Origin of the sequence: Parapedobacter pyrenivorans (assembly GCF_014636865.1) — a bacterium.
Taxonomy (GTDB): Bacteria; Bacteroidota; Bacteroidia; order Sphingobacteriales; family Sphingobacteriaceae; genus Parapedobacter; species Parapedobacter pyrenivorans.
The window spans coordinates 107,991-132,068 of record NZ_BMER01000001.1 but is presented as its reverse complement, the minus strand read 5'-3'; the positions used below and the strand labels follow the sequence as shown (position 1 = coordinate 132,068).

Here is a 24,078-nt window from a genome sequence, read left to right as displayed (position 1 = left end):
TGTAGTTTATGGCGTTGTCTCAATGAAACGTACCGTCGTCGATAGACCGGCCTGTCTCGCGATGTTTTCAATTTCCTGTTGGTAAACCAACTGCTCATGATGGCTCAATGGCCTGCCAGATAGCGTCCGGACGCCATCGAGTGCTAATTGGGCCCGACTCATGGCCAGTAGTTGCGATACATCTCCCCATTGCAGGATGCGTGGTACGTGTACGGCCATCGAATAATGTTCGATGCCTACACGGCTGTCGAAAAGGTAGCTGTATGGAAAATCTACCGCCCGGAATTCAACGTTGGGGGCTTCTGAAAGCGCTAAAGCGTAGGCGGTGGCCAATGCGGCATCTCGATAAGCTTCCATGTGGATACCTTTGGCCTCCAGCCGGTCGGTACAGAGTTGCAGGAGTAGTTGTATTTCCGCAGCCCATATTCCCATAATTGGTCTCCCGAGCCATAGCGCCGAGCGGGCCAGTGTATGAAATGGCGGCTGCGCACCGTCTATCCGCAGAGCCTCTGCCGAAGCTTGTTCGCCTGTGCCCCACAGGTCGGCCAATATCACGCCATAGCCCTGGTTGAGGAGTTGCTGGATACGCGTATTGGGGATGCTGTCTTTGCCGCTGCTATGTAGTAGCAGTGCATAACGGCCCCCCTGGGCCGGGGGGCTATATAAAATCGGGATAATGCTCCCTGCATTGGTTTCCACCGACATCCGTATCCATCCGTCTTTCGGGGAATAATTGTTTACCTGCACAGCCGTGAGCGGTTGGAGCTGCAATAACTGCTGCAGCGAGTCTCGCAATACGGTCAGTGAGGGTAACTGGGCGTTCGCTTGTTCAGTTTTGAGCCGGTTGCCTTCCAATTGGCAATACCTTTCGGTAGTCACGACCGCGCCATCACGGTTGCCCTTGGGATACGTGGCGAGGAGCGATGACTCGACGAGTGATATGGGGGGCGTTTCCCTCGGAGTACCGTTTCCGTCACCTTTCAGGTGCATATCGAACCAACCAAGGAGGTGTTCGCGCATTTCGGTGCTGTAATCATGGCCTCCGGCGGCAATGTGATAGGCGATGTGGTCCGTGGCACCGAGTATGTGGTACATCGTCTTGGCCTGTTGGAAAGAAATAAGCATTTGCTGGGGCATGAAGCTGGGGTTCCGCTCCTCCACGGCATTGATGATTTTCAGGGCACGTGGAGCCACTAATGCTAACACACCCGCCTCTTCAGTGTAGGTAAGTCCGCTGGGCAGCAGTTCGCATACGCAATTGCTATTCATGATATACGATTGAAAGGTGCCGACGCTCACTACCGGCATAGCTGCTTTTATGCGTTCATCCATGGCGGCGAGCCACATCGCTTGGTTGCCGCCACCACTGGCTCCCGTGGCACCGATTCGCGTGCTGTCTACATAGGGTAATGAAGCCAATAAATCAACAGCTCGCATATTATCGGCAAGCTGTAAGCCCATGAGGGTGTGCCCCACATTCATCAGCGATGCGCCGAGGTTGGCACCGTGGTATTCCTGTTGGCCAGGCAATGTGCCTCGTTCGCCGGCCCCCCAGGCATCGATGTTGAGACATACATACCCATTGCGTACCAGTGTTTGCGCTACTGCTTGGAAAAGAGGGGCCCGGCGCCCATCGGGCCAGTGGCCGTGGGTGATGACTACGGCCGGGAAAGGGCCTTTGCCGTCCGGCACGTATAGGTTGGCTGTAGCCAGTACGTCGGGCTGGGTTTGGAAACTGATGTTACGGATGGTAAAGCCCTCGCCTTGCACCATCCCTGTTTCGCGCATATCCAATGACAAATTGTGTTGATAAGGTAGTGCCAAATCGTGTGCAATCCGAGCTTTCAACCGCTTGGCAAGGGTTTTCCAATCTGCAGCGGTTTGGGGCAGCTGTTGCCGTTGTGCAACTTTAGCGGCACCTAACCTGAGTTGCATGGCCGGGTAGTCTATGGGCTCCACCTCATGTACACGCGGCAATAAAGATTCCTGCCCGCACACGGAAAACGGCAGATGGCCCGTTAGGATGACCCATATTAATCTTTTCATATCTATTTAGTTACTCGTTTACGTCCCACCAGAGGCGTGTCGCTGCGTTGTCGGGGCCGCCAAGGAGTGCCCGCCCTTTAGCCAGTTCCGCTGCATTATTGTTCTCCTCTACAATAGGAAACGGCAAGCGGTTGATAAAAGTGCCCGATGGCAAATCTGCATTGCCCGATTCTACCACGGGATACATTTTCGGGAATCCGGTGCGGCGGAATTCCGCCCAGGCTTCCATCCCGTCGGGAAATAAAGCCAGCCATTTTTGTACGCCAATTTGTTCGCGTTGTGTCGATTCATCGGATGCCCATTCAATTGGCGTAGTGGCCACGGCTGGCGAATTTTCGGTGTCGCCGGGTGAAGCAGGCAGCTCGGCAGACGTTAGATAGGTACTGATTGCCGCTTGGTCTGCTCCCCATTGTGCGAGGCTGGTGGTAATCCCCTGTTCGTAGCATTCACGGGCTGCCGCACCCATGTTCCACCCATTGATGGCGCCCTCCGCCCGGAGGAACCACGCTTCAGCGGCGCTCATCACATGAAACCTGGCTTCGAGGTTGGGTGTCCAAGCTCCAGAAGCGGCAGACCAATTGACCCAATAGGTGCCCACATTGGAGTTTTGTGCGCTGTTGTTGCGGGGGTTATTGAGCGCTGAAGGCGGGAGCCCGTTGCGCAAGCTGTTAAATTGTCCGTTGGTCACATCGCGCTGGAAATATTTGCCAAGGCGCGGGTCGCTATAACCTTTAAGGTATGAAGCGATGGTCGAGCTCATGGCAAATTCGTTCCATGCTGCGGTCTGGGCCAGGCCGTGGGTATCATTGCCTTTCAGCGATTTGGCCAACGACGCGTTTTGACCGTTGTCTGTCAATACACCGGCGGCTACTGCGGCTTCCGCTTCCTGTTGTGCTCTATCGGGGCTGATCCCTGCAATGCGTAACGCCAATCGTAAACGTAGCGTGTTGGCAAATAAGATCCAGCTGTTTACATCACCATTATACATCAGGTCGAAACCCTGAAAAATCGTTGCGTCCGAACCAAGTGCCTTGAGATCCGTAACGGCTTGGTCCAGTCGCTTGAAAAAGTCATCGTAAATGGCCTCTTGGCTATCATAGGGGATTTGTTCTACGGGGTCTGCAGCTTGGAAGTAAGGCACAGGACCAAATTGATCGGTAAGCCGATGGAATGCGTACACCCACAAGATGTTTGCAAGCGCCTGTTCGCCAGAGGCAGAAGCTGAATTTTCCATGATGGCTTTGAGTTGCGGGGCCGTGTTGGCATATACAACCGTCCAAAAACGACGTTGCCAGTCGGCAGTGAGCACGTATCGGTCCGTTTGGAAAGACGTTACGGAAAGTGCAAAGTACTGCGCATAGAGGTCAGGCCCCAGGTTCTGTACGGTTTGGTAGAAACTCCGGTCCATCGCTGCGGCGGATTGTGCCCGCGAAAACATAAAAGGCATTTCCCGGGGCCCGGCTTCGGTGAGCTTGCTAGGGTCGGTATTCAATTCCGTAAAGTTATCCGTACACGACAGGGTCAGTGATGCAGCGAATGTAATTAAAAGCAAATTCTTCATGACTGTATGGATTAGAAAGACAGTTTAACATTAAGACCGAAACTACGCACGGGAGGAAGTAACCCGGCTTCTACCCCTTGATAATTGTTGATGCCGAGTGCCGCTTCCGGATCGATGGGGATGGTACGGCGTTGCATACCTGGAATATCCAACGTGGATTTGCCGCGGTATAAGAAAAACAGGTTGCGTCCGGTTACGGACACTTGTGCCCGCTTGAACGCACTTCCGTTGAGTGGGAATTCGTAGCCGAGCGATGCTTCGCGCAGCCTGAAATTGGTCGTCGAATAGGTGAAGAACTCACCCCAGGCATCGCGGCCGTTCTGCGACACGGCTGTCCAGAAAGTCTGGGCATCGACGGCGGTGGTGTTGGGCGTTCCATCGGCTTTTACACCTGGCAGCACCAATCCGCCGTCGCGGTATTGTGCAGTGTAGTCGCCCAGACCATAGGCGCCGAGAAAGGAATCCGTTCCAGAGACCATTTCGCCACCCACACGGCCGTCGATGAGGAATGATAATGAAAATTGCCCATAATTGAGGGTATTACCCCAGCCCAATAGGAAGTCGGGGTTGAAGTTGCCGATTTTAGTATTGGCTTTTACGATTGGTAGTCCTGCATCGTTTACGAGGTGGTTGCCATTGGCATCTTTTTCCCACGCATACCCATACAAGTCGCCGTAAGAACCCCCTTCAACCGCTACGACACTGGCTAGGCGGGTGCTGGTAGATAGGTCTGCCCGGCTGGATTGATCGGCGAGTTTAAGGATTTTGTTTACGTTGTGTGAAAAGTTAATATAGGTGTTCCAGCTGAACTGCTCACTGCGGACAGGCGTGCCATTTAGTTGCAATTCGACTCCTTTATTTTCGATGTCGCCGGCATTGATGTATTGGTTACTGTACCCGCTGGCCAGCGGTAATCCGATGAACAGTAGCTGATTGATGGTGTTGGTCTTGTAAAACGTTGCTTCAACTCCGAGGCGATCATTGAGGAACCGCCAGTCGAGCCCCACTTCATACGCTTGCGTATTTTCGGGCCTGAGGTTGTTGATGGCGCGTGTGAGGTTTCTGCTCACGAAGCCCTGCCCTGCGCCCAGTGAGAAGTTATATAGTTGGTTCAGCAGGTAAGGTGCCGCATCGTTGCCCACTTCGGTATAGGAGGCTCTTACCTTGCCAAACGATACCCAGTTCGGTAATGATAATGCGTCTGAAAGTATAGCAGATAGTCCGATGGATGGATAAAAGTAACTGTGCGGTGCGGGAAGTGTGGATGACCAATCGTTACGTGCCGATAAATCCAGATAGAGGTAATCCTTAAAGTTTACCTGTGCGCTTCCATACACAGACTGCAGTTCCCGGTCAATGATGGAAACATTGTTGAATGCTGGTGTGGTAGCAAATGCGAGGTTGAACTGGTTAGGGATACTCAAACCGTTGGCCATGTTCTGCAGACCCCGGCTTTTCCGGTTTAGGAGGCTGCCGCCCACGTTGTAGGTGAGGGAGAAATCGGTAGACAATTGATGATCGCCAGAGAATAACACGTCGATGTTGCGCTCACTGCGCACAATGCTGTTTTCAAAGTATTGACCTCCCGGCTGCACGTTGCCCAACGATACGGTGCCGTTGTAATACCGTCCGGTTTCCCAATCGTCATACCGGTCGAAGCTGTATCGTGCCAACACGCGTAGCCACTCTGTTGCCTGATAGGTGGCGGAACCGAGTAGGGTGATGCGATTGCGCTCCTCGTTGACTGAAGTGCGGTTCAGGTCCCAGTAGGGATTGTCAAAAATGGATGATGTTGTCCAGTATTTACGTGTTGGTTCGCCGGTGACGGGATCGGTTCCTTCAAAGTCCCGCAGTTCACTTTCACTCATATCGCGCGGCATGATGTAGATGCCCATCGGTGTTCCGGTATCCCCAAGTCGGGGTTTATTACTGATTTTCTGGTTCAAGTAAGTGATTTTCGCATCGGTATTCAACTTGGAGAAGAAGGTGTTGTTGACGCGAAGATTGAGCGTGTTTCTGTCCAGGTCATTACCCGGTAAAATACCGGAGTTGTGGTTATTGGTATAGGATGCGTAGCCCTGCATATTTTCCGTGCCACCGGAAATGTTTATTGCATTGTTGACGGTCGTTGCCGTGCGAAATACACTTTGTACGTTGTCGGGATAGGTGGTGGTGGGCGCTCCCCAGCTTTCACCGGCAGTAGCACCGGCTTCCCCGCCGTTGCCGCGGCCATAAGTGTTCTGGAAATCCATCAATAGGTTGGGTTGGTCTATGCTGACACCGCCGTTGTAGTCGATCGCGAGCTTGCCTTCCTTGCCGCGTTTAGTGGTAACGACGATGGCCCCGTTTGCGGCCCGGCTTCCATACAGGGCAGCGGCCGTCGCACCTTTCAGTATATTCACGGATTCGATATCGTCTGGATTGAGGTTGGCGGCACCGTCGCTACCGCCGTAAGAGTTGAATGTACTGTTGGCCTGTGTATTGGCGGAGTTGTCTATGGGCACGCCGTCCACCACAATGAGCGCATTGTTATTGCCGCTGATAGAGCGGTTGCCGCGTAAGACGATGCGAGCAGCACCACCCGGACCGGTTGCCGCCGGAGTGATAACAGCGCCAGCAACCTTACCTGACAGACTGTTCATCAGGTTGCCACTGTTATCCCGTACTTCGTTCAACTGGTCTGCAGATAGCCGCTGCGTTGCGTAGCTCAACGATCGTGTCTGCCGTTCGATACCAAGTGCCGTGACTACCACCTCACCGAGTTCTTCAGACTCAGCAGGCTGGAGATTAACGGTATAGGTGGATGACGTTCCAATCGATACCTCCTGCGTGACATATCCCAAGTAAGAAAAGACGAGTACGTCGCCCTGCGCAGCTTGCAGAACAAAGCGCCCCGTTTCGTCGGTTGCTGTCGCTTGGCTCTTGCCCGTTACGCGCACGCTTACACCGGTAAGCGTTGCACCTGTAGCCGCGTCTTTCACTGTTCCACCGATTTCACGGTTCTGCTGTGCATGCAGTCGGAACGTACTCCACATAGTCAAACAGACCATCATCAGCGAGTAGTAAATGGAAGTTCTTATTTTCATAATTCATCTATTTTGTTTTTTCAAACATTAATTGTTTCTAAGTTTGGCCATGCATTCTTCCGATGCGATGACGCTCCCTTGCCCTCGTTTCAATGGGGGTTTTACAAATTGGTACGTCCAAAAGTATCATGTCAGATCAGTGAACGCAATGATTTGCCCAGTTATATTAGCGAGAACGTTACCGAAATAGGGGGGTAGCGGCTGTAATTTCATCCGTTATTTGCATAAATTTGCGTTTCAAGCGTCAGTAGGTTGAATAACGTTAGCTATGCCAGAACACATTACGATCAAGGACATTGCCAGGATTCTGAATATCTCTGTTTCCACGGTGTCACGTGCATTACGCGATGCTTATGATGTCAACCCGGAAACGCGGGAGAAAGTGCTACATCTGGCAAAAGAACTGGACTATAAGCCGAATTTCAATGCGTCCGGATTGGCAGGAGGCGGAACGCGCAACATCGGGATTATCCTGCCTTTTATTACCAACTACTATTTTTCGATGGTGATTACCGGTATTCAGGAGGTAGCCTATGCCAAGGGATACAATATCGTATTGTATGTCACCAATGATTCGCCTGAGCGGGAAATGGATGTCGTGAGGAACCTGAACACGCAAAACCTGGACGGCGTATTGGTGTCTGTATGTTCGGATTCCGCAGCCAACAATTACTTTGAACAGATCATTGCCGAGGGCACTCCGGTTGTTTTTTTCGATCGGGTATTGGGAAGTGTGGATGCGTCTAAGGTCGTGCAGGATGATTACAATGGCGCGTTTGAGGCTGTTGAACATCTTGTCAAACAGGGTTTTTCCCGTATTGCACACATCGCAGGCCCTGCCGGTCTGGATTTTACAAAGCATCGGCTGGCGGGATACCTGGATGCATTGGAACGCTACGGTCTGCCGGTTGAACCAGCATGGATTGTCCATTCGGGATTTTCGCAAGCAGACGGTGAGGCCGATTTGGAGGTGCTTTGGGAGGGAAAGGAAAGACCGGATGCAGTTTTTGCCGTAAACGATCGAAAGGCCATCGGCGTGATACTGCAATTAAAGAAACGTGGCATTCGTGTCGGACCGGATTTTGGTGTGATCGGTTTTACGGACGACCCGATGTCGGCCATCATATCGCCCAGTTTATCGACCGTGGCGGAGCCAGCTTATGAGGTGGGGAAGCAAAGTTGCGAGTTGCTGTTACAGCATATTGTCCGTAAGAATAACTTCCAGGTTCGGGAGATCACGCTTCCCGGCGTTTTAATTGCACGAGAATCTACCCGCCGAAGCTAGCTATCGCATCTGTGTGCTGCTATCGGCAACGTTTGCATAACTTTACTTGGTCATTTTTTTCATTTATTGGTAGTAAGCGGCGTATTATTGCTGGATGGAATCATTGAACAAGGAAATCGCGCCCGCAACAGTTTATCCCGAAAAGGTACTTCAGTTTGGAACGGGGGTATTGCTCCGCGGCCTCCCCGATTATTTTATTGAGAAAGCCAACCGGCAGGGAATTTTCGGTGGTAGCATACTGGTTGTCAAGTCTACTGCAAGTGGTGGCACCGATCCTTTCATTGATCAGGACAATCGCTATACTGTCCATATCAATGGGTTGGACAAGGGCCAAGAGGTGTCCGAAACACTGGTGGTCTCCGCTATAAGCCGGGTGGTGTCAGCGCAGCGCGACTGGGCAGAGGTGTTGGAAGCAGCGACCAATCCAGCACTGCAGATCGTGATATCCAATACGACCGAAGTGGGTATCGTGCTTGATGAGCAGGATAACCTATCAGCCGAGCCACCGCAAACCTTTCCGGGTAAACTCACGGCATTTCTCTACCGGCGCTACCAAGCGTTTGAAGGAGATGCAACTAAGGGGCTGGTTATTCTGCCTACCGAACTTATTGACCGGAACGGGCAGCGACTGAAGGACATTGTCCTCCAATTGGCACGGCTGAATGGTTTACCATCGGATTTCGTGGAATGGGTTACTACATTCAATACGTTTTGCAATACGCTGGTTGACCGCATCGTTCCCGGAAAACTTCCACAAGCTCAGCGGTTGCGTGCGGAGGCCGATTTGGGTTATCGCGATTCCCTGGCGATTATGGCAGAACCCTTTCGCTTGTGGGCCATCGAAACTGCGGATGAGCGGGTAAAGGCCATTCTTTCCTTTGCGGTGGTCGACCCAGGCGTGGTGCTTGCACCCGATATCACTAAATTCAAGGAGTTGAAATTACGCTTGTTGAATGGCACGCATACGTTCTCTTGCGCGTTGGCTATGCTGGGTGGATGGTCAACGGTAAAAGAAGCGATGCAAGACGAGTTGTTTTCCCGATTCGTTACGAACCTGATGACCCTAGAAATCATTCCGTCGTTATCGGCCGTCGCTATCGGGGAAGTGGAAGCACGTGCGTTTGCCGATTCGGTAGTCGACCGTTTTGGCAATCCGTTCCTCGACCATCAATGGAAAAGTATTAGCCTGAATTATACTGCCAAGATGGAAATGCGCAACGTAGCAACGATCCAACGTTATGTCCAAGTGAAGTTGGAGACACCGACGTATATGGCGTTGGGATTCGCGGCCTATCTGCTGCTGATGCGGGATGCGCAGTTGGATGATCCAAATGCAGGCGAAATAAAACAAGCCTGGAAGCAGTCTGATATCAATGCCGTTGTGGATGCTGCGCTTGGGCAAAGCGCGGTATGGAAGACTGATTTGCGTACGTATGAGGCCTTTGCCCGGTCTGTCAAACAACAATTGGCGCATCTCCTAGAAAATGGCGTACAGGATACCATAAAATCAACTGTTGAAGCGTAATGAGTGATCAAATTACACGCGTGCTGAAAATACACCCGTTGGATAATGTATTGGTAGCATTGCAGGAACTGCGGCAGGGTGAATCGATATCTTACAATGGCGAGGTGTATGTTCTTGCAGAAGCTATTCCTGCTAAACACAAATTTTTTACGCACAGCCTCGTACGAGGAGAAGAAGTGATCATGTACGGCACGTTGGTTGGAAAAGCAGAAATACCCATCGGTGTCGGCGAGCGGATGACCACCAAAAATGTGAAACACGCGGCAGCACCTTACGGTTACCGTCGGGTATCCTACCAATGGACACCGCCGGATGTATCGAAATTTGAAGGGCGCACATTCATGGGCTATCACCGAAAAGACGGTCGCGTGGGAACCGCTAATTATTGGCTGTTCATCCCTACCGTGTTTTGCGAAAACCGCAACTTGGATGTGATCCGCGAGGCGCTCCACAACGAGCTTGGCTATGCGGTTACGGATAAATACAAGGCCAAAACACGTTTATTGCGCGATTGGTATCTGCGTGGGCTGGATGTGTCAGCGCTTGATCTGCGGCTGGAGGAAAGTGTTGTACCGGTCGACCGATTGTTCAAACAGGTAGATGGTATCAAATTTCTTAACCACGAAGGCGGGTGTGGCGGAATACGCCAGGACGCGGCGGTACTCAGCAAACTGCTGGCCGCCTACGCCGACCATCCCAATGTTGCCGGGGTGACGGTATTAAGCCTGGGGTGCCAAAACCTTCAACTATGCGATTTCAGAAACGATTTGCTTGCATTGAACCCGAATTTCGACAAGCCGCTATTGATCTTCGAACAGCAACAGTCTGAAAGTGAGGAACAGCTGATTACCGATGCGATCCGACAGACCTTTCTTGGGCTTATCGAAGCCAACAAAGCAACTCGTCAACCCGCACCGTTAGAAAAGCTGACCTTGGGTGTGAAGTGCGGCGGGAGTGACGGTTTCAGTGGTATATCGGCCAATCCAGCTGTCGGCTATTGTGCAGACCTGCTGGTGGCCCTGGGAGGCAAGGTATTATTGGCGGAGTTTCCGGAACTCTGCGGTGCCGAGCAGTCCTTAATCGACCGGACGGTAGATGAAGAGGCTGCTCATAAATTTATCCGATTGATGACGGCCTACAGCGAATCCGCCGAGCGGGCAGGGTCCGGTTTCCACATGAATCCCTCACCTGGAAATATCAAAGACGGATTGATTACGGATGCCATCAAAAGTAACGGAGCTGCAAAGAAAGGTGGGACCTCGCCGGTGATAGACGTACTAGACTATACCGAGCCTGCTACCAAGGCAGGCCTTAGCCTTGTTTGCACGCCGGGGAATGATGTGGAGGCAACTACTGGAAAGGCAGCGAGCGGAGCCACGCTCATCCTATTTACCACGGGGTTAGGCACACCTACTGGAAATCCCATATGTCCGGTCATTAAAGTCGCCACCAACAGCAAGCTGGCAAAACGCATGGCCGACATTATTGACATTGATTGCGGGCCGGTGATAGACGGAATGAAATCCATTGAAGAAATGGGCGAAGATATCCTGTCGTATTGCATACAGGCGGCTTCCGGTGAGGTAGTTCCACACGCCGTCCGGTTGGGCCAGGATGATTTCATTCCATGGAAGCGGGGCGTATCGTTATAAGGCACCTGAAAAATAATACTACAAATACAAATAAATGTAATAGCCCCCAAACGCCCATCAACCTACCTTTGTTTACTAATTCTTTGTAGCTGAAATTAGGAAAAAGTAGACATGAGCAAACAAAAGATCGTACATCCACAAAGGGATGCCAATTTCGTGACTGGAGCTTATTCGGATGGGGTTATTGCAGGAGGATTCCTGTTCATCAGCGGGCAGGCCTCTGTAGATTTTAAGACCTCCCAATTCGTGTTGGGCACCATTGAAGAAGAGACCGCCCGAACACTTGATAATATCAAGGCGATTATAGAAGCCGCTGGTGCCACCATGGAAGATGTGGTAAAAAGCACCGTCCACCTGAAAGAAATCGACGAATTCGACCGTTTCAATACCGTATATGCCAATTATTTTGCCGGCACACGACCGGCCCGTACCACCGTTCAGTCGGTGCTCGGCGAAGGCATCCGCGTAGAGATCGATTGCATCGTGAAACTTCCGTAGGGTTGTATGGGTAATATCGACATCAAATCTACAACGGTAGGTGTAGTGGGTTTAGGCCTAATGGGAAGTAGTATCGTGATATCTTTGTTGGCCTCCGGTCATCGGGTGGTTGCGTTGGCGCCGATACCCGGCGAAAAGGAACGGGCAGCAGGTCATATCGCGGACTTGCTCCGTCACGCTGATTCCGCAGGTATTTTACAATACGGTATCGCTCCGTGTGTTAATAGGATGAAGTTGGTAGAAGATTACAGGCAGTTAGCACCATGCCGTGTCGTACTGGAGTGCGTGATGGAGGACAAGGCCATCAAGAAGTCCGTTTATGACCAAATAGCGGCATCAGTAGTTGATGAGACCATTATCGCGTCCAATACATCGGCCATACCCATCAGCGAACTGCAAGTTTTGGTGCCCCACCCTCAACGGTTTTTAGGAATGCATTGGGCCGAGCCCGCTTATATGACCCGTTTTTTGGAGGTGACTTGCGGCAAGCAGACTGATCCACGAATCGCTGATTACATCATGCAGCTGGGTATCGAGTGGGGTAAAGAACCCACGCTCCTCAAAAAAGATATCCGCGGTTTCATTACCAATCGGCTGATGTATGCGGTATTCCGTGAGGCACTTTGCTTGGCAGAGGCAGGTCATATTACCTTGAGCGATAGCGACAAGGCTTTCCGTTATGATATGGGATCTTGGGTTACGCTGATGGGTATTTTCAGGAGAATGGACTTTATGGGCACCACTGACTATATAAAAGGATTCGGTCAGCTATTCGCAATGCTGAGCAACTCGACCGAGGTCCCCGTGTTGATGCAACAGATTGTTGAACAACGCGGCAGGGGTGTTCATAACATGAATGGACTCTATGAATACACACAGGAGGAAGCTAAAACATGGGACCGCGCATTTGCGCGGTTCAATCGTGATATCTATGAGCTGGCGGAAAAGTACCCCGAGCAGGGGTAGTAGCCAGTGACAGAAAAAATATAACCAATGACAAGGAGAAGTTATAAAGAATCAGCCCGGATGCTAGCACGCGCTAAGCGGGTCTTGGCGAGTGGAGTCTCGTCCGAATTTAGAAAATACAATCATCCTCACGCTATTTCTTATACCCATGGTAAGGGTAATCGTATTTACGATGTCGATGGCAATGAATACCTCGATTTTACGTTAAGCCAAGGGCCACTGATTGTCGGACATTCCCATCCTGCTGTTTTGAATGCCATTACCGAATACTCCACGCAAGGTCAGTTGTTCGCCGGCCAGCACCTTAAGGAAATCGAATTGGCGGAGAAACTCCATCAGCTCATCCCATCAGCAGAGCTGATGCGATTTTGCTTGGACGGTTCAGAAGCGGTGCAAACCGCCTTTCGCGTGGCACGTTCCAAAACCGGCAAGCAAAAGTTCCTTCGGTTTGAAGGGCACTACCACGGCTGGTTGGATAATGTGGCTTGGGGCATCAGCACGCCATCGGTCGCTGCATTAGGTAATCGGGACGAGCCTACAGCGCATGCATGGTCGGGCGGATTGGCTGACAGAAGCCGCGAAGAGTTCATCATCATCCCTTGGAATGACCTCAACCTGGTACGTCAAACGGTGGCCCAGCATCAACATGAGCTCGCCGCGATCATTACCGAGCCGGTGATGTGTAACAACGGATGCATCGCCCCGCAAGAAGGTTTTTTAAAAGGGCTGCGGGAGATCTGTGATGAGTATGGTATCGCGCTGATTTTTGATGAAGTAATCACCGGCTTCCGATTGGGACTGGGTGGTGCACAGCGGTATTTTGGCATTACGCCTGATCTTTCGATTTTTGCCAAGGCTATCGCAAGCGGTTATCCCATCAGTGCCATCGTAGGCAAGCGGGAGTGGATGGAAGAGATTGAATCGGCACGGGTCATTCATGCCGGCACAATGAATGCCAGCAATGCGACCGTTGCAGCTGCCTTGGCTACGATTACGGTCTTAGAACAAGATCAAGAAACCTATCCGCGTTTATTCCGTTTGGGCAACCGACTAATGGACGGATTGCGTGACGTTGCTCAAGCCGCTGGTCACCAATTACTGGTGCAGGGAATGGGACCTATGTTCAATACCGCTTTCACACATCTAGATCGAATCGTGGATTATCGCGACACGCTCGCTACGGATAAAGCGAAGTTAAACGCGTTTATCGCCGGCCTGCATGACTTAGGTATACGTGTTATCGGCAGAGGCCTGTGGTATATCAGTGCGGTACATACCGAAGACGATATTGAGCACGCTATAGCCAAAGCAAAGGACGTATTGAAAGCAATGTAAATTCGATTGGCTCAATTAACGCATGACACGAAATAAATCAGTAGCTAATTCAGTGTTGGTTGTCGGCGATGACAAACTAGCCTATAGTATAGCCACCAATATACTTGCCGCGGGCCAGCGGGTCACTATATTTGCCGCAGATTCCACTGCGGCGCATTTGGCAGTGCAACGTGATAGTCCACAAACAATTCACCAATTAGACTTATTGACGGAGCTTCCGGATACCATTCCATGTCAACTGGTCGTTGCTGTCATTGCGGAGTCTTTGGCAGAAAAGAAACATGCAATTCGCCAATTGGAGTGCCGTATCGCGGACGATACCATTATTGCAATCAATACAGACAGCATCTCGCTGGATCAGTTACAAGAAGGAAGCGATGTGCCCGCACGGATACTCGGACTCAACTGGACTTATCCGGCACACCAGACATACTTTGCAGAAATCATTTGCAATGCTGTTTCAGATAGTCGGCAAGTTGATTGGCTAGAGAAGCTGGCGAAAGAAAAATGGGGGAAGGACCCTTACACGGTACGGACCGGATTCAGTGTGCGTGCCCGGTTATTTGCGGCCATGGTGCGCGAGGCCGGATATTTGGTTGCGCATGGCTATGCTACGGTCGAAAGTGTAGATCGAGCATGCCGAAATGATGCCGGCTACTACCTGCCATTTGCGGGCAATTTCCGCTACATGGATTTGATGGGTACCTATGCCTATGGGATGGTCATGAAAGACCTCAACCCTGACTTATCCAACGCTACCCAAGTGCCTCCATTTATGAAGCGGTTGGTAGAGACAGGTGAAACGGGTATGGCATCGGGAAAAGGCTTTTACACCTATTCCGATGACGGAGTAGATTATTGGGAAAAAATCTATCGAGTTTTTAGCAAGGAGATTTTTGAATTGATGAGAAAATACAATCATGAAGAAGCGATTGATCTTTGATGCCCATTTGGACTTGGCAATGAATGCCATAGAGTGGAATCGGGACATATCGCGTCCATTGGCGGAGATTCGGCAGTGCGAACGGAACTTGGAAGACAAGCCCGATCGGGGCAAAGGGACCGTTTGTTTGCCCGAACTGCGCAAGGGAAATGTAGGCCTTGTGGTCGCTACGCAGTTGGCGCGGGTTAATGAGTCCAGTTATGGCCCTACTACGTGGAATTCTGCGCAGCAGGCTTGGGCAATGACCCAAGCGCAGCTTGCGTGGTATCGAGAAATGGAGGCTATGGGCGAAATGGTCCAAATCACAGATCTTTCCGGATTAGACAAACATCTTGCGTTATGGAATGATGAAGAAATCGCTGAAGGAGAGAAGCCAATCGGTTACATATTGAGTTTGGAAGGTGCTGATTCACTTGTCAATATTGACTATCTATATCGGGCATACGAATATGGATTAAGAGCGTTGGGGTTGTCACATTTTGGTCCCGGCCGGTATGCTGATGGTACAAAAACGGCTGGGCGGATTCATCCGCAAGGGTTGGAGTTGATGAAGGTGATGGGTGAGCTGAATATGATTTTGGACGTCACCCATTTGACGGATGGCGGGTTCAACCAGGCGTTGGATATGTATGAAGGACCTCTATGGGCTAGCCATCATAATGTTCGCCAGCTAGTGCCGAATCAGCGGCAACTGACCGATGAGCAAATCAAGAAATTGGTGGGCCGTGGTGCTGTCATCGGCGGCATGTTGGATTGTTGGGCCTTGGATATCCGGTTTATCGATATGGTATCCGATCCATGGCAATTGGATATCCGGTTGGAGCAGTTGGTCGATCATTGGGATCACATTTGCCAAATTGCTGGAAATACTAACCATATTGGTATAGGCAGTGATCTGGATGGTATTTTCGGTACCGAGCAAAGCCCTTGGGATTTGGATTCTATCGTTGATTTGCAGAAGTTTGAGGATGTCTTGCGGCGACGGAGGTATTCGGAAGCAGATATTGATAATATCTTTCACGGAAACTGGCTTCGATTTTTGCGGAATGCGTGGAAGAAAGTATAAAGATGCAAAATCATAGGTTCAAAGCCGGAGCAGCTCAAATAGACATTACTCCGCCATTGGGTACAGTCATTAACGGCGAGTTTACATCCCGGTACGCTACAAAGGTTGCGGATCCGTTGTATGCCAAAGCATTGGTTTTGCAGGCGGGTGCTTGTAGCCTCGTTATTGTGATGGTAGATATTTGCGCCATGCAGCGTGATTTTCTTGAAGATGTGAAGCGAGTTATAGCCCGTGAGGTCGGTATCCCACGGCAATGCCAACTCATTGCCAGTACTCACACGCATTCCGCGGGTTCGGTAACGGACTTGTTGATGGGCCACGTTGATTGGGCTTATCGACAGCGATTGCCTGCATTAATTGTTCAGGGGGTTAAAGCGGCATATTCTTCATTGCGGCCGGCTAGAATTGGCTGGGGTAGTGTAGATCAGCCTCAGCACCTAATGTGCCGACGCTACCGAATGGAAGCGGAATACCAAGCGGTCAATCCTGTCACTGGCGAAAGGGACATCGTTAAAACCAACCCATTTGGCGATGAGCATTACATCGAAGGCCCGATGAGCGTTCCCGATCCAAACTTACGCTACTTGGCCGTGCAAAATATGGATGGTCAATGGATCAGCCTGTTGGCCAATTATTCGTTACACTATGTAGGTGATTGTGACCGCAGTACCATTAGTGCCGATTATTTCGGATCGTTCGCACGTTCATTGTCAACGAAGCTGGGTGTTGGCTGCGACTTTGTCGGTATGATGAGCAACGGCACAAGTGGAGAAATCAATATTTGGGATTTTCGAGACCCTGATCGTTATCCCAAGGATAACCACAAAAAAAGCCAATTGATCGGAGAAGATTTGGCATCCGCAGTCATTGGATCACTGCCTAGCGTGGAGTGGGAGCTTCATCCAAAGTTAACAGTAGTATATGCCGATGTGCCAATAGGCGTGCGTAAACCTTCGGAAGATGAGCTTACGAGAGCAAAGCAACTTGTCTCTGAAACCGACTATGAAGATATTGAATTTGGTGAGCCGCGATTTTTTGAGCAAGTTTATGCCCGCGAACAGGTACTACTGGCTGAGTTTCCGGATGAGAGGTCATTTCCTGTCCAAAGTTTCCAGATAGGATCCGGTGTTATCGGTGCACTTGGAGGAGAGTTTTTTGCTGAAACTGGGCTGAAGTTAAAAGCCGCTTGGCCAAACAAGAAATACTTTACCATTTGCTTGGCGAATGAATACGTGGGCTATGTGCCTCCGGCACATGAGCTCAAAAAGGGCGGTTACGAATGCTGGCGTTGCCGAACCAGTCATCTCGAAGTAGATGCGGAAGCTACAATTATACAGCAACTTACAAAACAATTAAGAAGTTATGGGCAATTGGTATAAGATCAATAACGAAAATGAGGTCGATTCACCTGCGCTTTTGGTCTATCCGGATCGCGTTCAATGTAACATCGAATTAGCTATGTCCATGATTGGAGAGGTCAGTCGATTGCGGCCACACGTCAAAACCCATAAAACCAAGGAAATCTTGCAATTGCAATTGAATGCAGGCATCACGAAGTTTAAGTGCGCAACGATTGCTGAGGCCAAGATGCTAGGCGAGTGCGGGGCTCTAGATGTATTGTTGGCCTATCCGTTGTACGGGCCGAAAACAGGTCGTTTTCTTGCGTTAATCAAGAGCTATCGCGGCACCAAGTTCTCCACTATTATTGACAATGAAGGAGCCGCGAACACATTGTCGGAGATCGCCTTAGCCGCGGGTGAAATCATTAATACGTATATCGATCTGAATGTTGGAATGGGCCGCACCGGTATCAGTTTGGGCGAGGCGGCCTTGTCGCTTTACCGTCATAGCTGCCAATTAGCAGGATTGGTCGTCCAGGGTTTCCATGCATATGATGGTCATGTTAGGGAAGTTAATCTTGAAAAGCGCAAAGCCATTTGCGATCGGAACTTCGAACCTGTTGCTGCTATGATTCGTGAGCTAGATGAAGAGAATTATCCTAAGCCCCAAATCATTATCGGCGGTTCCCCTTCGTTTCCCATCTACGCGCAATACTCCGAAGTAGAGTGCAGCCCCGGTACATTTGTGCTATGGGATAAAGGGTATAGCGATACACTGCCAGAACAACGGTTTTTAGCTGCCGCAGTGCTGCTTTGTCGCATTGTATCCATGCCTGGTCCGGATCTACTTTGTATCGATTTGGGCTACAAAGCCATTGCCTCCGAAAATCTGTTGGAGAGGCGCGTCTATTTTTTAAACGCTGAAGACCTCGAACCTGTCAGCCATAGCGAAGAACATATGGTGTTGAAGGCACCCAGCGGACAAAGTTGGCAGGTGGGTGATGTGCTTTATGCACTACCTATCCATATTTGCCCTACTGTTGCGTTGTATGATCGGCTTACCGTGGTTCAAGGCCAGCGGACTACAGACACATGGAAAGTAGTTGCGCGGAAGCGGTATCCTTGATTTATATACAACAGGTGTTACTTCCGACATCTTAAGTCCTTACAATGATGATATCTTGGCCAGCCCTGAAACATGTAGCGATGTGAAGAGATTCTAAAGTGAGGTTACGAATTCGAATTGGCAGGAAAGCTCAGGTTTGACTTGGGGAGATCTTGAATTGTGAAAGATGTTGTCAATGACGGAATAGATATGGATGTTGAGGACATGTACTTGTCGTGGCCAGTCCCAAATTTTGAACTGAATCTAAATGAATCTTTGAATCCATCGGTTCATAACTCCGAATACTGAGTGTCCTGAATACGCTGAAATATTATATCAGTTATGTAAATAATCGTTGAAGGTATGTCTAATGCAGGGACATACCTTTGCTTTTATAAGACTTTTTAAACTGAAGACCAATTAATTGAATTTAATGAATGATGATAAGTTAGATAAACAGACGCTCTCTATGCGGCGATTGAAAGCCATAGCGGGAGGGTCAATAGGTAATTTGGTAGAATGGTATGATTGGTACACCTATTCGGCATTCGCAATCTACTTTTCTGCCTCATTTTTTCCGAATGATAATCAAACGGTTCAATTACTTCAAACCGCTGGAATTTTTGCGTTGGGGTTTTTAATGAGACCTATTGGCGGCTGGCTATTTGGGGCACTTGCCGATAACATTGGTAGAAAGAAAACGATGTTGATCTCGGTTTGGTTAATGTCTATTGGTTCACTGATTATCGCATTTATTCCCGACTATTCGACAATTGGTATTTTGGCTCCCCTATTATTGACCATCGCGCGCATGTTACAGGGATTAAGCGTAGGCGGTGAATTTGGTGTTTCGGCTACTTACTTGACAGAGATGGCCACACCAAATAGACGGGGGTTTTTTTCAAGTTTTCAATATGCCACACTTATTGGGGGGCAGCTTCTTGCACTTGGCGTACAAATATTATTACAGAAATTCTTGTTGACAGATGAACAGCTCCATGACTGGGGATGGCGTATCCCATTCGTGATCGGCGCGATACTGTCCGTCATTGCATTATACCTCCGTGTACATCTTCATGAAACGCGCGCCTATACCGCAGCAAAGGAAAAAGGGAAAGCGAAGGATGGCTCGATATCCAAATTGTTGAAGCATCCGAAAGCCATCATGATTGTGGTAGGGTTAACGTTGGGAGGTACGCTCGCATTTTATACATTCACAACATATATGCAAAAATTCCTCGTCAATACGGTAGGCATTTCTAAAGGCGATGCGACAATGATATCGTTCGTTTCATTATTTGCTTTTGCTGTTATTCAGCCGCTCTTTGGAGGACTTTCGGATCGAATTGGCAGGAAACCATTATTAATAACCTTTGGTTTGCTAGGCACCATCTGTACAGTACCTTTGATGAATGCAATAAGTTCAGCAAATTCGAACTGGGCTATTTTTGTGTTTATAATGATAGGCCTGCTCATTATCAGTACGTATACGAGTATCGGTGCTGTTGTCAAAGCAGAGTTGTTCCCCGCTGAAGTCCGTGCTATTGGGGTTGGACTACCGCATGCCATCACTGTAGCTATATTCGGTGGTACAGCCGAGTATGTTGCCTTGTGGTTTAAAAGTGTCGATCATGAAAGCTGGTATTATTGGTACGTTACCATAGGGATATTCCTTTCGTTAATTATGTTTGTATTTATGCAGGACACCAAAAAAGGAAGTAAATTAGATGGAGAACCACATGGATAGAATAGTAAGTCTTATTGTTATATTATTGACCCCGTTTCTTGCATTGGCTCAGCCCCGGAAAGGTGAATTCAAAACGGAGTCAACTTTCAGAGCAGGAGCCGCTGTTAGCAATGTGACACCTTTTTTGGGAAATGAGATTGTTGGTAATTTCAACACGCCCCCTGCAACACATATCCATGATGATTTATTTGTCCGATGTCTGGTATTAGATGATGGCTCCGTTCGATTAGCTTTCGGAGTCATAGACAATGTATTTGTCAGAGAGGAGGTGCTCGACGCTGCTAAGGAATTGGTGTACGAAAAAACAGGCATTCCTACGGACAATGTCATGTTGTCTTCCACACATACGCATTCAGCCACTAGTGCGGGGGGAAAGGGGGCTAAGCGCGTTGCATGGGATATGGGGGAGCAATTCGACGAGTATCAAGTGTACCTTATACGTCGAATAGCTGACGGAATGGTTTGTGCGGTCAATAACCTGGCGCCCGCCCAGATAGCGTGGGGCAGTGTGGATATTCCGGAACACGTTTTTAACAGGAGGTGGAAAATGAAGAATCTCATGACTAACCCCTTTGGTGGTAGAGACCAGGTATTGATGAACCCCGGTCGAAGCAACCCAAATTTGGTAGAACCCGCCGGACCTGTCGACCCCGAGCTTTCTTTTTTTGCTGTGCAGTCGTTAGAAGGATGCCCGATAGCGTTGCTCGCAAATTATTCCTTACATTACGTTGGCGGGGTGCCTTCAGGACAGGTATCTGCTGACTATTTTGGTGTATTTGCGAAGAAGATAGATGGGCTCTTAAACAGAGCGGCCGGAGACCTGCCCTTTGTTGGAATAATGACAAACGGGACATCGGGCGATATCAATAACATAGACGTCCAAAGCGAGGCCGTAAGGTACGAGCCATATGAAAAAATGAGTCTAGTAGCAACAGATATTGCGGCCAAGGTCTTTTCTGTGTATCAAAAGCTGAAGTTTCAAGATCGTGTTTCGCTAGACTCGAAATCTGCGATGCTCACGCTTGGTGTGCGCAAGCCTACTCAACAAATGTTGGATCGTGCTCGTAAATTCCCGGAATTAACTAAGGGAGAACGTTATCATCGAAATGAGCATATCTATGTAGAACGAATTATCGATATGCAGGAGAATTGGCCGGATAGCCTAACAATTGATTTGCAAGTGTTTCGTATCGGCGGAGTGGCAATAGGGGCAATTCCATTTGAAGTCTTTGCTGAAACTGGGTTGGAACTGAAGGAAAAATCTCCTTTTGATGCCACATTTATTGTTGGATTAGCCAATGGTGGATTTGGTTACTTGCCGACACCTAAGCAACATGAACTGGGCGGTTACGAGACATGGTTGGGAACTAATAGGGTGGAAATACACGCTTCCGAAAAAATTGTCAAGACGATTGTTGACATGTTTGGAAGCCTACGGGATTGAAACGCGATTCATCATTTGATTAAAGTGTCTGGTTGCTTACCTAATAGTATTGACCAAACACGATTCCCTGAATTTTATGGAAAATAAAAATAATCGGCTTCTTTCTATAGATGCGTTGAGAGGTTTGGATATGTTTTTATTAGTGGGCATAGGGCCAGTTTGCAGAGCTCTACCTGATTTTAAAGACACTGTTATAACTAATTTTCTTGCAAATCAGTTCAGACACCCGCAGTGGGATGGTTTTACGTTATATGATTTAATTTTTCCCTTATTCTTATTTATTGTAGGAATTTCTATGCCTTTTTCCTTCGCTAATAGAGGGATGGATCGTAGCGGGAAACGCTCGCTATTTAGACATGTATTTGTTAGGTTTATTGTACTTTCCATATTGGGAGCATTGGTGTGGCAGCAGCCGGGATTATATCATCCTACCTATGGTTACTATAGTGTGCTATTTCGTATTGGTGCCAGTTACATGTTGGCATCGATAATCATAATTAATTGTTCTTCAAGGTATCAGGCTTTTTGGGCTTTTAGTTTGGTTTTTGGCTATTGGCTGGTTATGAAATTTATGCCAGTACCTGGGTATGGCTACGGCGATTTTACCGAGGAAGGGAATCTCTTAGTTTATACTCGAAAAATAATTGCGGAAACGGTCTCGCCGGGCGTTCAGTATATCCTCAATATTTCAATTGCTGGCAGTGTCTCAAATGTACTATTTGGGGCTTTGGCAGGAAATCTCGTGAAAAGTAAGATTAAAGAAGTGAATAAATTGCGATGGTTAGTTTTTGGGGGGATCCTTTTGGCAGCTCTTGCATGGTTAGTCCATTTAGATTTTCCGGTTAACAAGAAACTGGGTTCCTCTTCGTTTGTTTTTCTGACTTCGGGATTAGGGATGTTGTTGTTTGCTTTATTTTATTGGCTTATTGACGTAAAGGGTTTCAAAAAATGGCCATTTGTTTTTGTGGTGGTCGGAGCTAATTCTATCGCCATATATGTTGCTCATTATTTAGTCTCCTTTAATCGACTGGCAAAGTCGATACTAGGTGGAATTGACTTTGGTACAGCACATTTTTTGGCAGTAGCTGTGACTATGGCAATTCTTCAGTGGTTGTTCTGCTATTATCTGTATAAAAACAAGATTTTTTTCAAGATCTGATTATTCGGGATCGACTTTTTCTTTTCAGGTTGTCTTTTTCGTTGTTTCCGACTGAATTTTACAACGACAGTTATTCAGGGGCGATTAATAGTTAATGCCTTGGTATAGTTAATAAGAGATGGTAAATTATGATATTATTATTGTGGGAGCCGGTTTGGTAGGGTTGGCGACCGCTTATGAAGTAAAGAAGAAATCGCCGAAGAAAAAAGTACTCATATTGGAGAAGACAAAAGGCGTTGCTACTCACCAATCGGGCCACAATAGTGGTGTGATACACAGTGGGATATATTATAACCCCGGTAGCTTAAAGGCCGCTAACTGTATTGCAGGTTATCACAGTTTGATTCAGTTCGTTAAGGAATATGGCGTGCCTTATGATCGCTGTGGAAAGATTATTGTTGCTACATCGAAAGACGAGATTCCGGCCTTGGAAGCAATTTATAACAAAGGTATTGCCAATGGATTAAGTGATTTGGAAATGCTTTCAAAGGAAGGAATAAAGGAAATTGAACCACATTCGTCAGGTGTTTGTGCAATTAAGGTTCCGCAGACTGGCATTGTGGACTATCCTGCGATGGCGCACCAATTATTACGGTTGTTTATCGAAGAACAGGAAGGAGAAATTTCTTTTGGAGAAGAAGTTATTGATATTACGGGGCAACGTACCGGAAATATTGTTGAGACAACCAAGCAAACTTATCACGCGGTCAGCGTAGTCACCTGCGCGGGTCTGCATTCTGATCGGGTTGCAAGTATGACAGAGCGTTACAATGATTTGAAAATTATTCCATTTAGAGGCGAATATTACAAGTTAAAGCCCGAAAAGGAATATCTTGTAAAGCACTTAATTTACCCCGTTCCAAATCCCAGATTTCCTTTTTTAGGAGTTCATTTTACCCGTATGATTAATGGGGGTGTTGAGGCTGGGCCAAATGCAGTGTTGGCATTCAAACGTGAGGGGTATAAGTTCTCCAGTTTTAGTGTGAGGGATTCCGTTGACACGTTGACATGGCCTGGCTTTTGGAAAATCGTCGGAAAATATGGGAAAACCGGTATGGGAGAGATGTATCGTTCGATTTCTAAAGCTGCCTTTACGCGTGCTTTGCAGAAGTTGCTTCCAGAAATACATGAAGATGATTTGATAGCTGGCGCCGCCGGGGTCAGGGCACAGGCTTGCGACCGGGCAGGAAACCTGATCGATGACTTTGATATCATAGCGAAGAACAATGTGATTCATGTTCGAAATGCGCCATCTCCGGCAGCGACGTCTTGTTTAGCCATTGGAAAGACGATTAGTGAAAAGCTAATCATGGATTGATG

The 24,078-nt window shown here is 48.7% G+C and carries 17 protein-coding genes; 14 read left to right on the top strand and 3 right to left on the bottom strand.

Annotated elements, in window-relative coordinates:
• Positions 1-6: 6 nt before the first annotated feature.
• From IEV98_RS00530 to IEV98_RS00520, 3 genes are read right to left on the bottom strand one after another with little or no spacing between them, the layout of a single operon-like run.
• Positions 7-2,046 (bottom strand): alpha/beta hydrolase family protein, encoded by a 2,040-nt coding sequence (locus tag IEV98_RS00530; RefSeq protein WP_188503995.1) that lies wholly within the window; start codon positions 2,044-2,046, stop codon positions 7-9.
• A gap of 10 nt (positions 2,047-2,056) precedes the next feature.
• On the bottom strand, positions 2,057-3,607 hold the full coding sequence (locus IEV98_RS00525) for a SusD/RagB family nutrient-binding outer membrane lipoprotein (RefSeq protein WP_188503994.1): 1,551 nt from the start codon (positions 3,605-3,607) through the stop codon (positions 2,057-2,059).
• 11 nt (positions 3,608-3,618) lie between these two features.
• The gene (locus IEV98_RS00520) at positions 3,619-6,693 is read right to left on the bottom strand and encodes a SusC/RagA family TonB-linked outer membrane protein (protein ID WP_229738490.1); all 3,075 of its coding nucleotides are present in this window, start codon (positions 6,691-6,693) and stop codon (positions 3,619-3,621) included.
• 268 nt (positions 6,694-6,961) lie between these two features.
• On the opposite strand from IEV98_RS00520, the gene IEV98_RS00515 reads away from it, so the two are divergent.
• The 14 genes from IEV98_RS00515 (at position 6,962) to lhgD (ending at position 24,076) form a co-directional block, all read left to right on the top strand.
• On the top strand, positions 6,962-7,978 hold the full coding sequence (locus tag IEV98_RS00515; RefSeq protein ID WP_188503993.1) for a LacI family DNA-binding transcriptional regulator: 1,017 nt from the start codon (positions 6,962-6,964) through the stop codon (positions 7,976-7,978).
• Positions 7,979-8,072: 94 nt separating this feature from the next.
• Positions 8,073-9,503, top strand: a complete 1,431-nt coding sequence (locus IEV98_RS00510; RefSeq protein ID WP_188503992.1) for a tagaturonate reductase — start codon at positions 8,073-8,075, stop codon at positions 9,501-9,503.
• The gene (locus tag IEV98_RS00505; protein WP_188503991.1) at positions 9,503-11,155 is read left to right on the top strand and encodes a UxaA family hydrolase; all 1,653 of its coding nucleotides are present in this window, start codon (positions 9,503-9,505) and stop codon (positions 11,153-11,155) included. The genes IEV98_RS00510 and IEV98_RS00505 overlap by 1 nt, the downstream gene beginning before the upstream one ends.
• Before the next feature lie 111 nt (positions 11,156-11,266).
• The gene (locus tag IEV98_RS00500) at positions 11,267-11,653 is read left to right on the top strand and encodes a RidA family protein (protein WP_188503990.1); all 387 of its coding nucleotides are present in this window, start codon (positions 11,267-11,269) and stop codon (positions 11,651-11,653) included.
• A 6-nt stretch (positions 11,654-11,659) separates the two neighbouring features.
• Positions 11,660-12,619: a 3-hydroxyacyl-CoA dehydrogenase family protein gene (locus IEV98_RS00495; RefSeq protein ID WP_188503989.1), complete on the top strand. Its 960-nt coding sequence runs from the start codon at positions 11,660-11,662 to the stop codon at positions 12,617-12,619.
• A 27-nt stretch (positions 12,620-12,646) separates the two neighbouring features.
• Positions 12,647-13,954 carry an aspartate aminotransferase family protein gene (locus IEV98_RS00490; protein ID WP_188503988.1) on the top strand — a complete coding sequence of 436 codons (1,308 nt, stop codon included), beginning with the start codon at positions 12,647-12,649 and terminating at the stop codon, positions 13,952-13,954.
• Positions 13,955-13,976: 22 nt separating this feature from the next.
• Entirely contained in the window at positions 13,977-14,897 is a 921-nt protein-coding gene (locus IEV98_RS00485) for a 3-hydroxyacyl-CoA dehydrogenase family protein (RefSeq protein ID WP_188503987.1), read from the top strand.
• Complete coding sequence (locus IEV98_RS00480) at positions 14,875-15,963, top strand: dipeptidase (RefSeq protein WP_188503986.1); 1,089 nt, start codon at positions 14,875-14,877, stop codon at positions 15,961-15,963. The genes IEV98_RS00485 and IEV98_RS00480 overlap by 23 nt, the downstream gene beginning before the upstream one ends.
• Positions 15,964-15,965: 2 nt before the next feature.
• Positions 15,966-17,342 carry a hypothetical protein gene (locus IEV98_RS00475; RefSeq protein ID WP_188503985.1) on the top strand — a complete coding sequence of 459 codons (1,377 nt, stop codon included), beginning with the start codon at positions 15,966-15,968 and terminating at the stop codon, positions 17,340-17,342.
• Positions 17,326-18,429 (top strand): D-TA family PLP-dependent enzyme, encoded by a 1,104-nt coding sequence (locus IEV98_RS00470; RefSeq protein WP_188503984.1) that lies wholly within the window; start codon positions 17,326-17,328, stop codon positions 18,427-18,429. Before IEV98_RS00475 ends, IEV98_RS00470 begins: the two co-directional genes overlap by 17 nt.
• 412 nt (positions 18,430-18,841) lie before the next feature.
• Positions 18,842-20,155, top strand: a complete 1,314-nt coding sequence (locus tag IEV98_RS00465) for an MFS transporter (RefSeq protein ID WP_188503983.1) — start codon at positions 18,842-18,844, stop codon at positions 20,153-20,155.
• Positions 20,148-21,599: a neutral/alkaline non-lysosomal ceramidase N-terminal domain-containing protein gene (locus IEV98_RS00460; protein ID WP_229738489.1), complete on the top strand. Its 1,452-nt coding sequence runs from the start codon at positions 20,148-20,150 to the stop codon at positions 21,597-21,599. The genes IEV98_RS00465 and IEV98_RS00460 overlap by 8 nt, the downstream gene beginning before the upstream one ends.
• A 76-nt stretch (positions 21,600-21,675) precedes the next feature.
• Complete coding sequence (locus IEV98_RS00455) at positions 21,676-22,758, top strand: acyltransferase family protein (protein ID WP_188503982.1); 1,083 nt, start codon at positions 21,676-21,678, stop codon at positions 22,756-22,758.
• 118 nt (positions 22,759-22,876) lie between these two features.
• The gene (gene lhgD / locus IEV98_RS00450) at positions 22,877-24,076 is read left to right on the top strand and encodes an L-2-hydroxyglutarate dehydrogenase (RefSeq protein WP_188503981.1); all 1,200 of its coding nucleotides are present in this window, start codon (positions 22,877-22,879) and stop codon (positions 24,074-24,076) included.
• Positions 24,077-24,078: the final 2 nt, after the last annotated feature.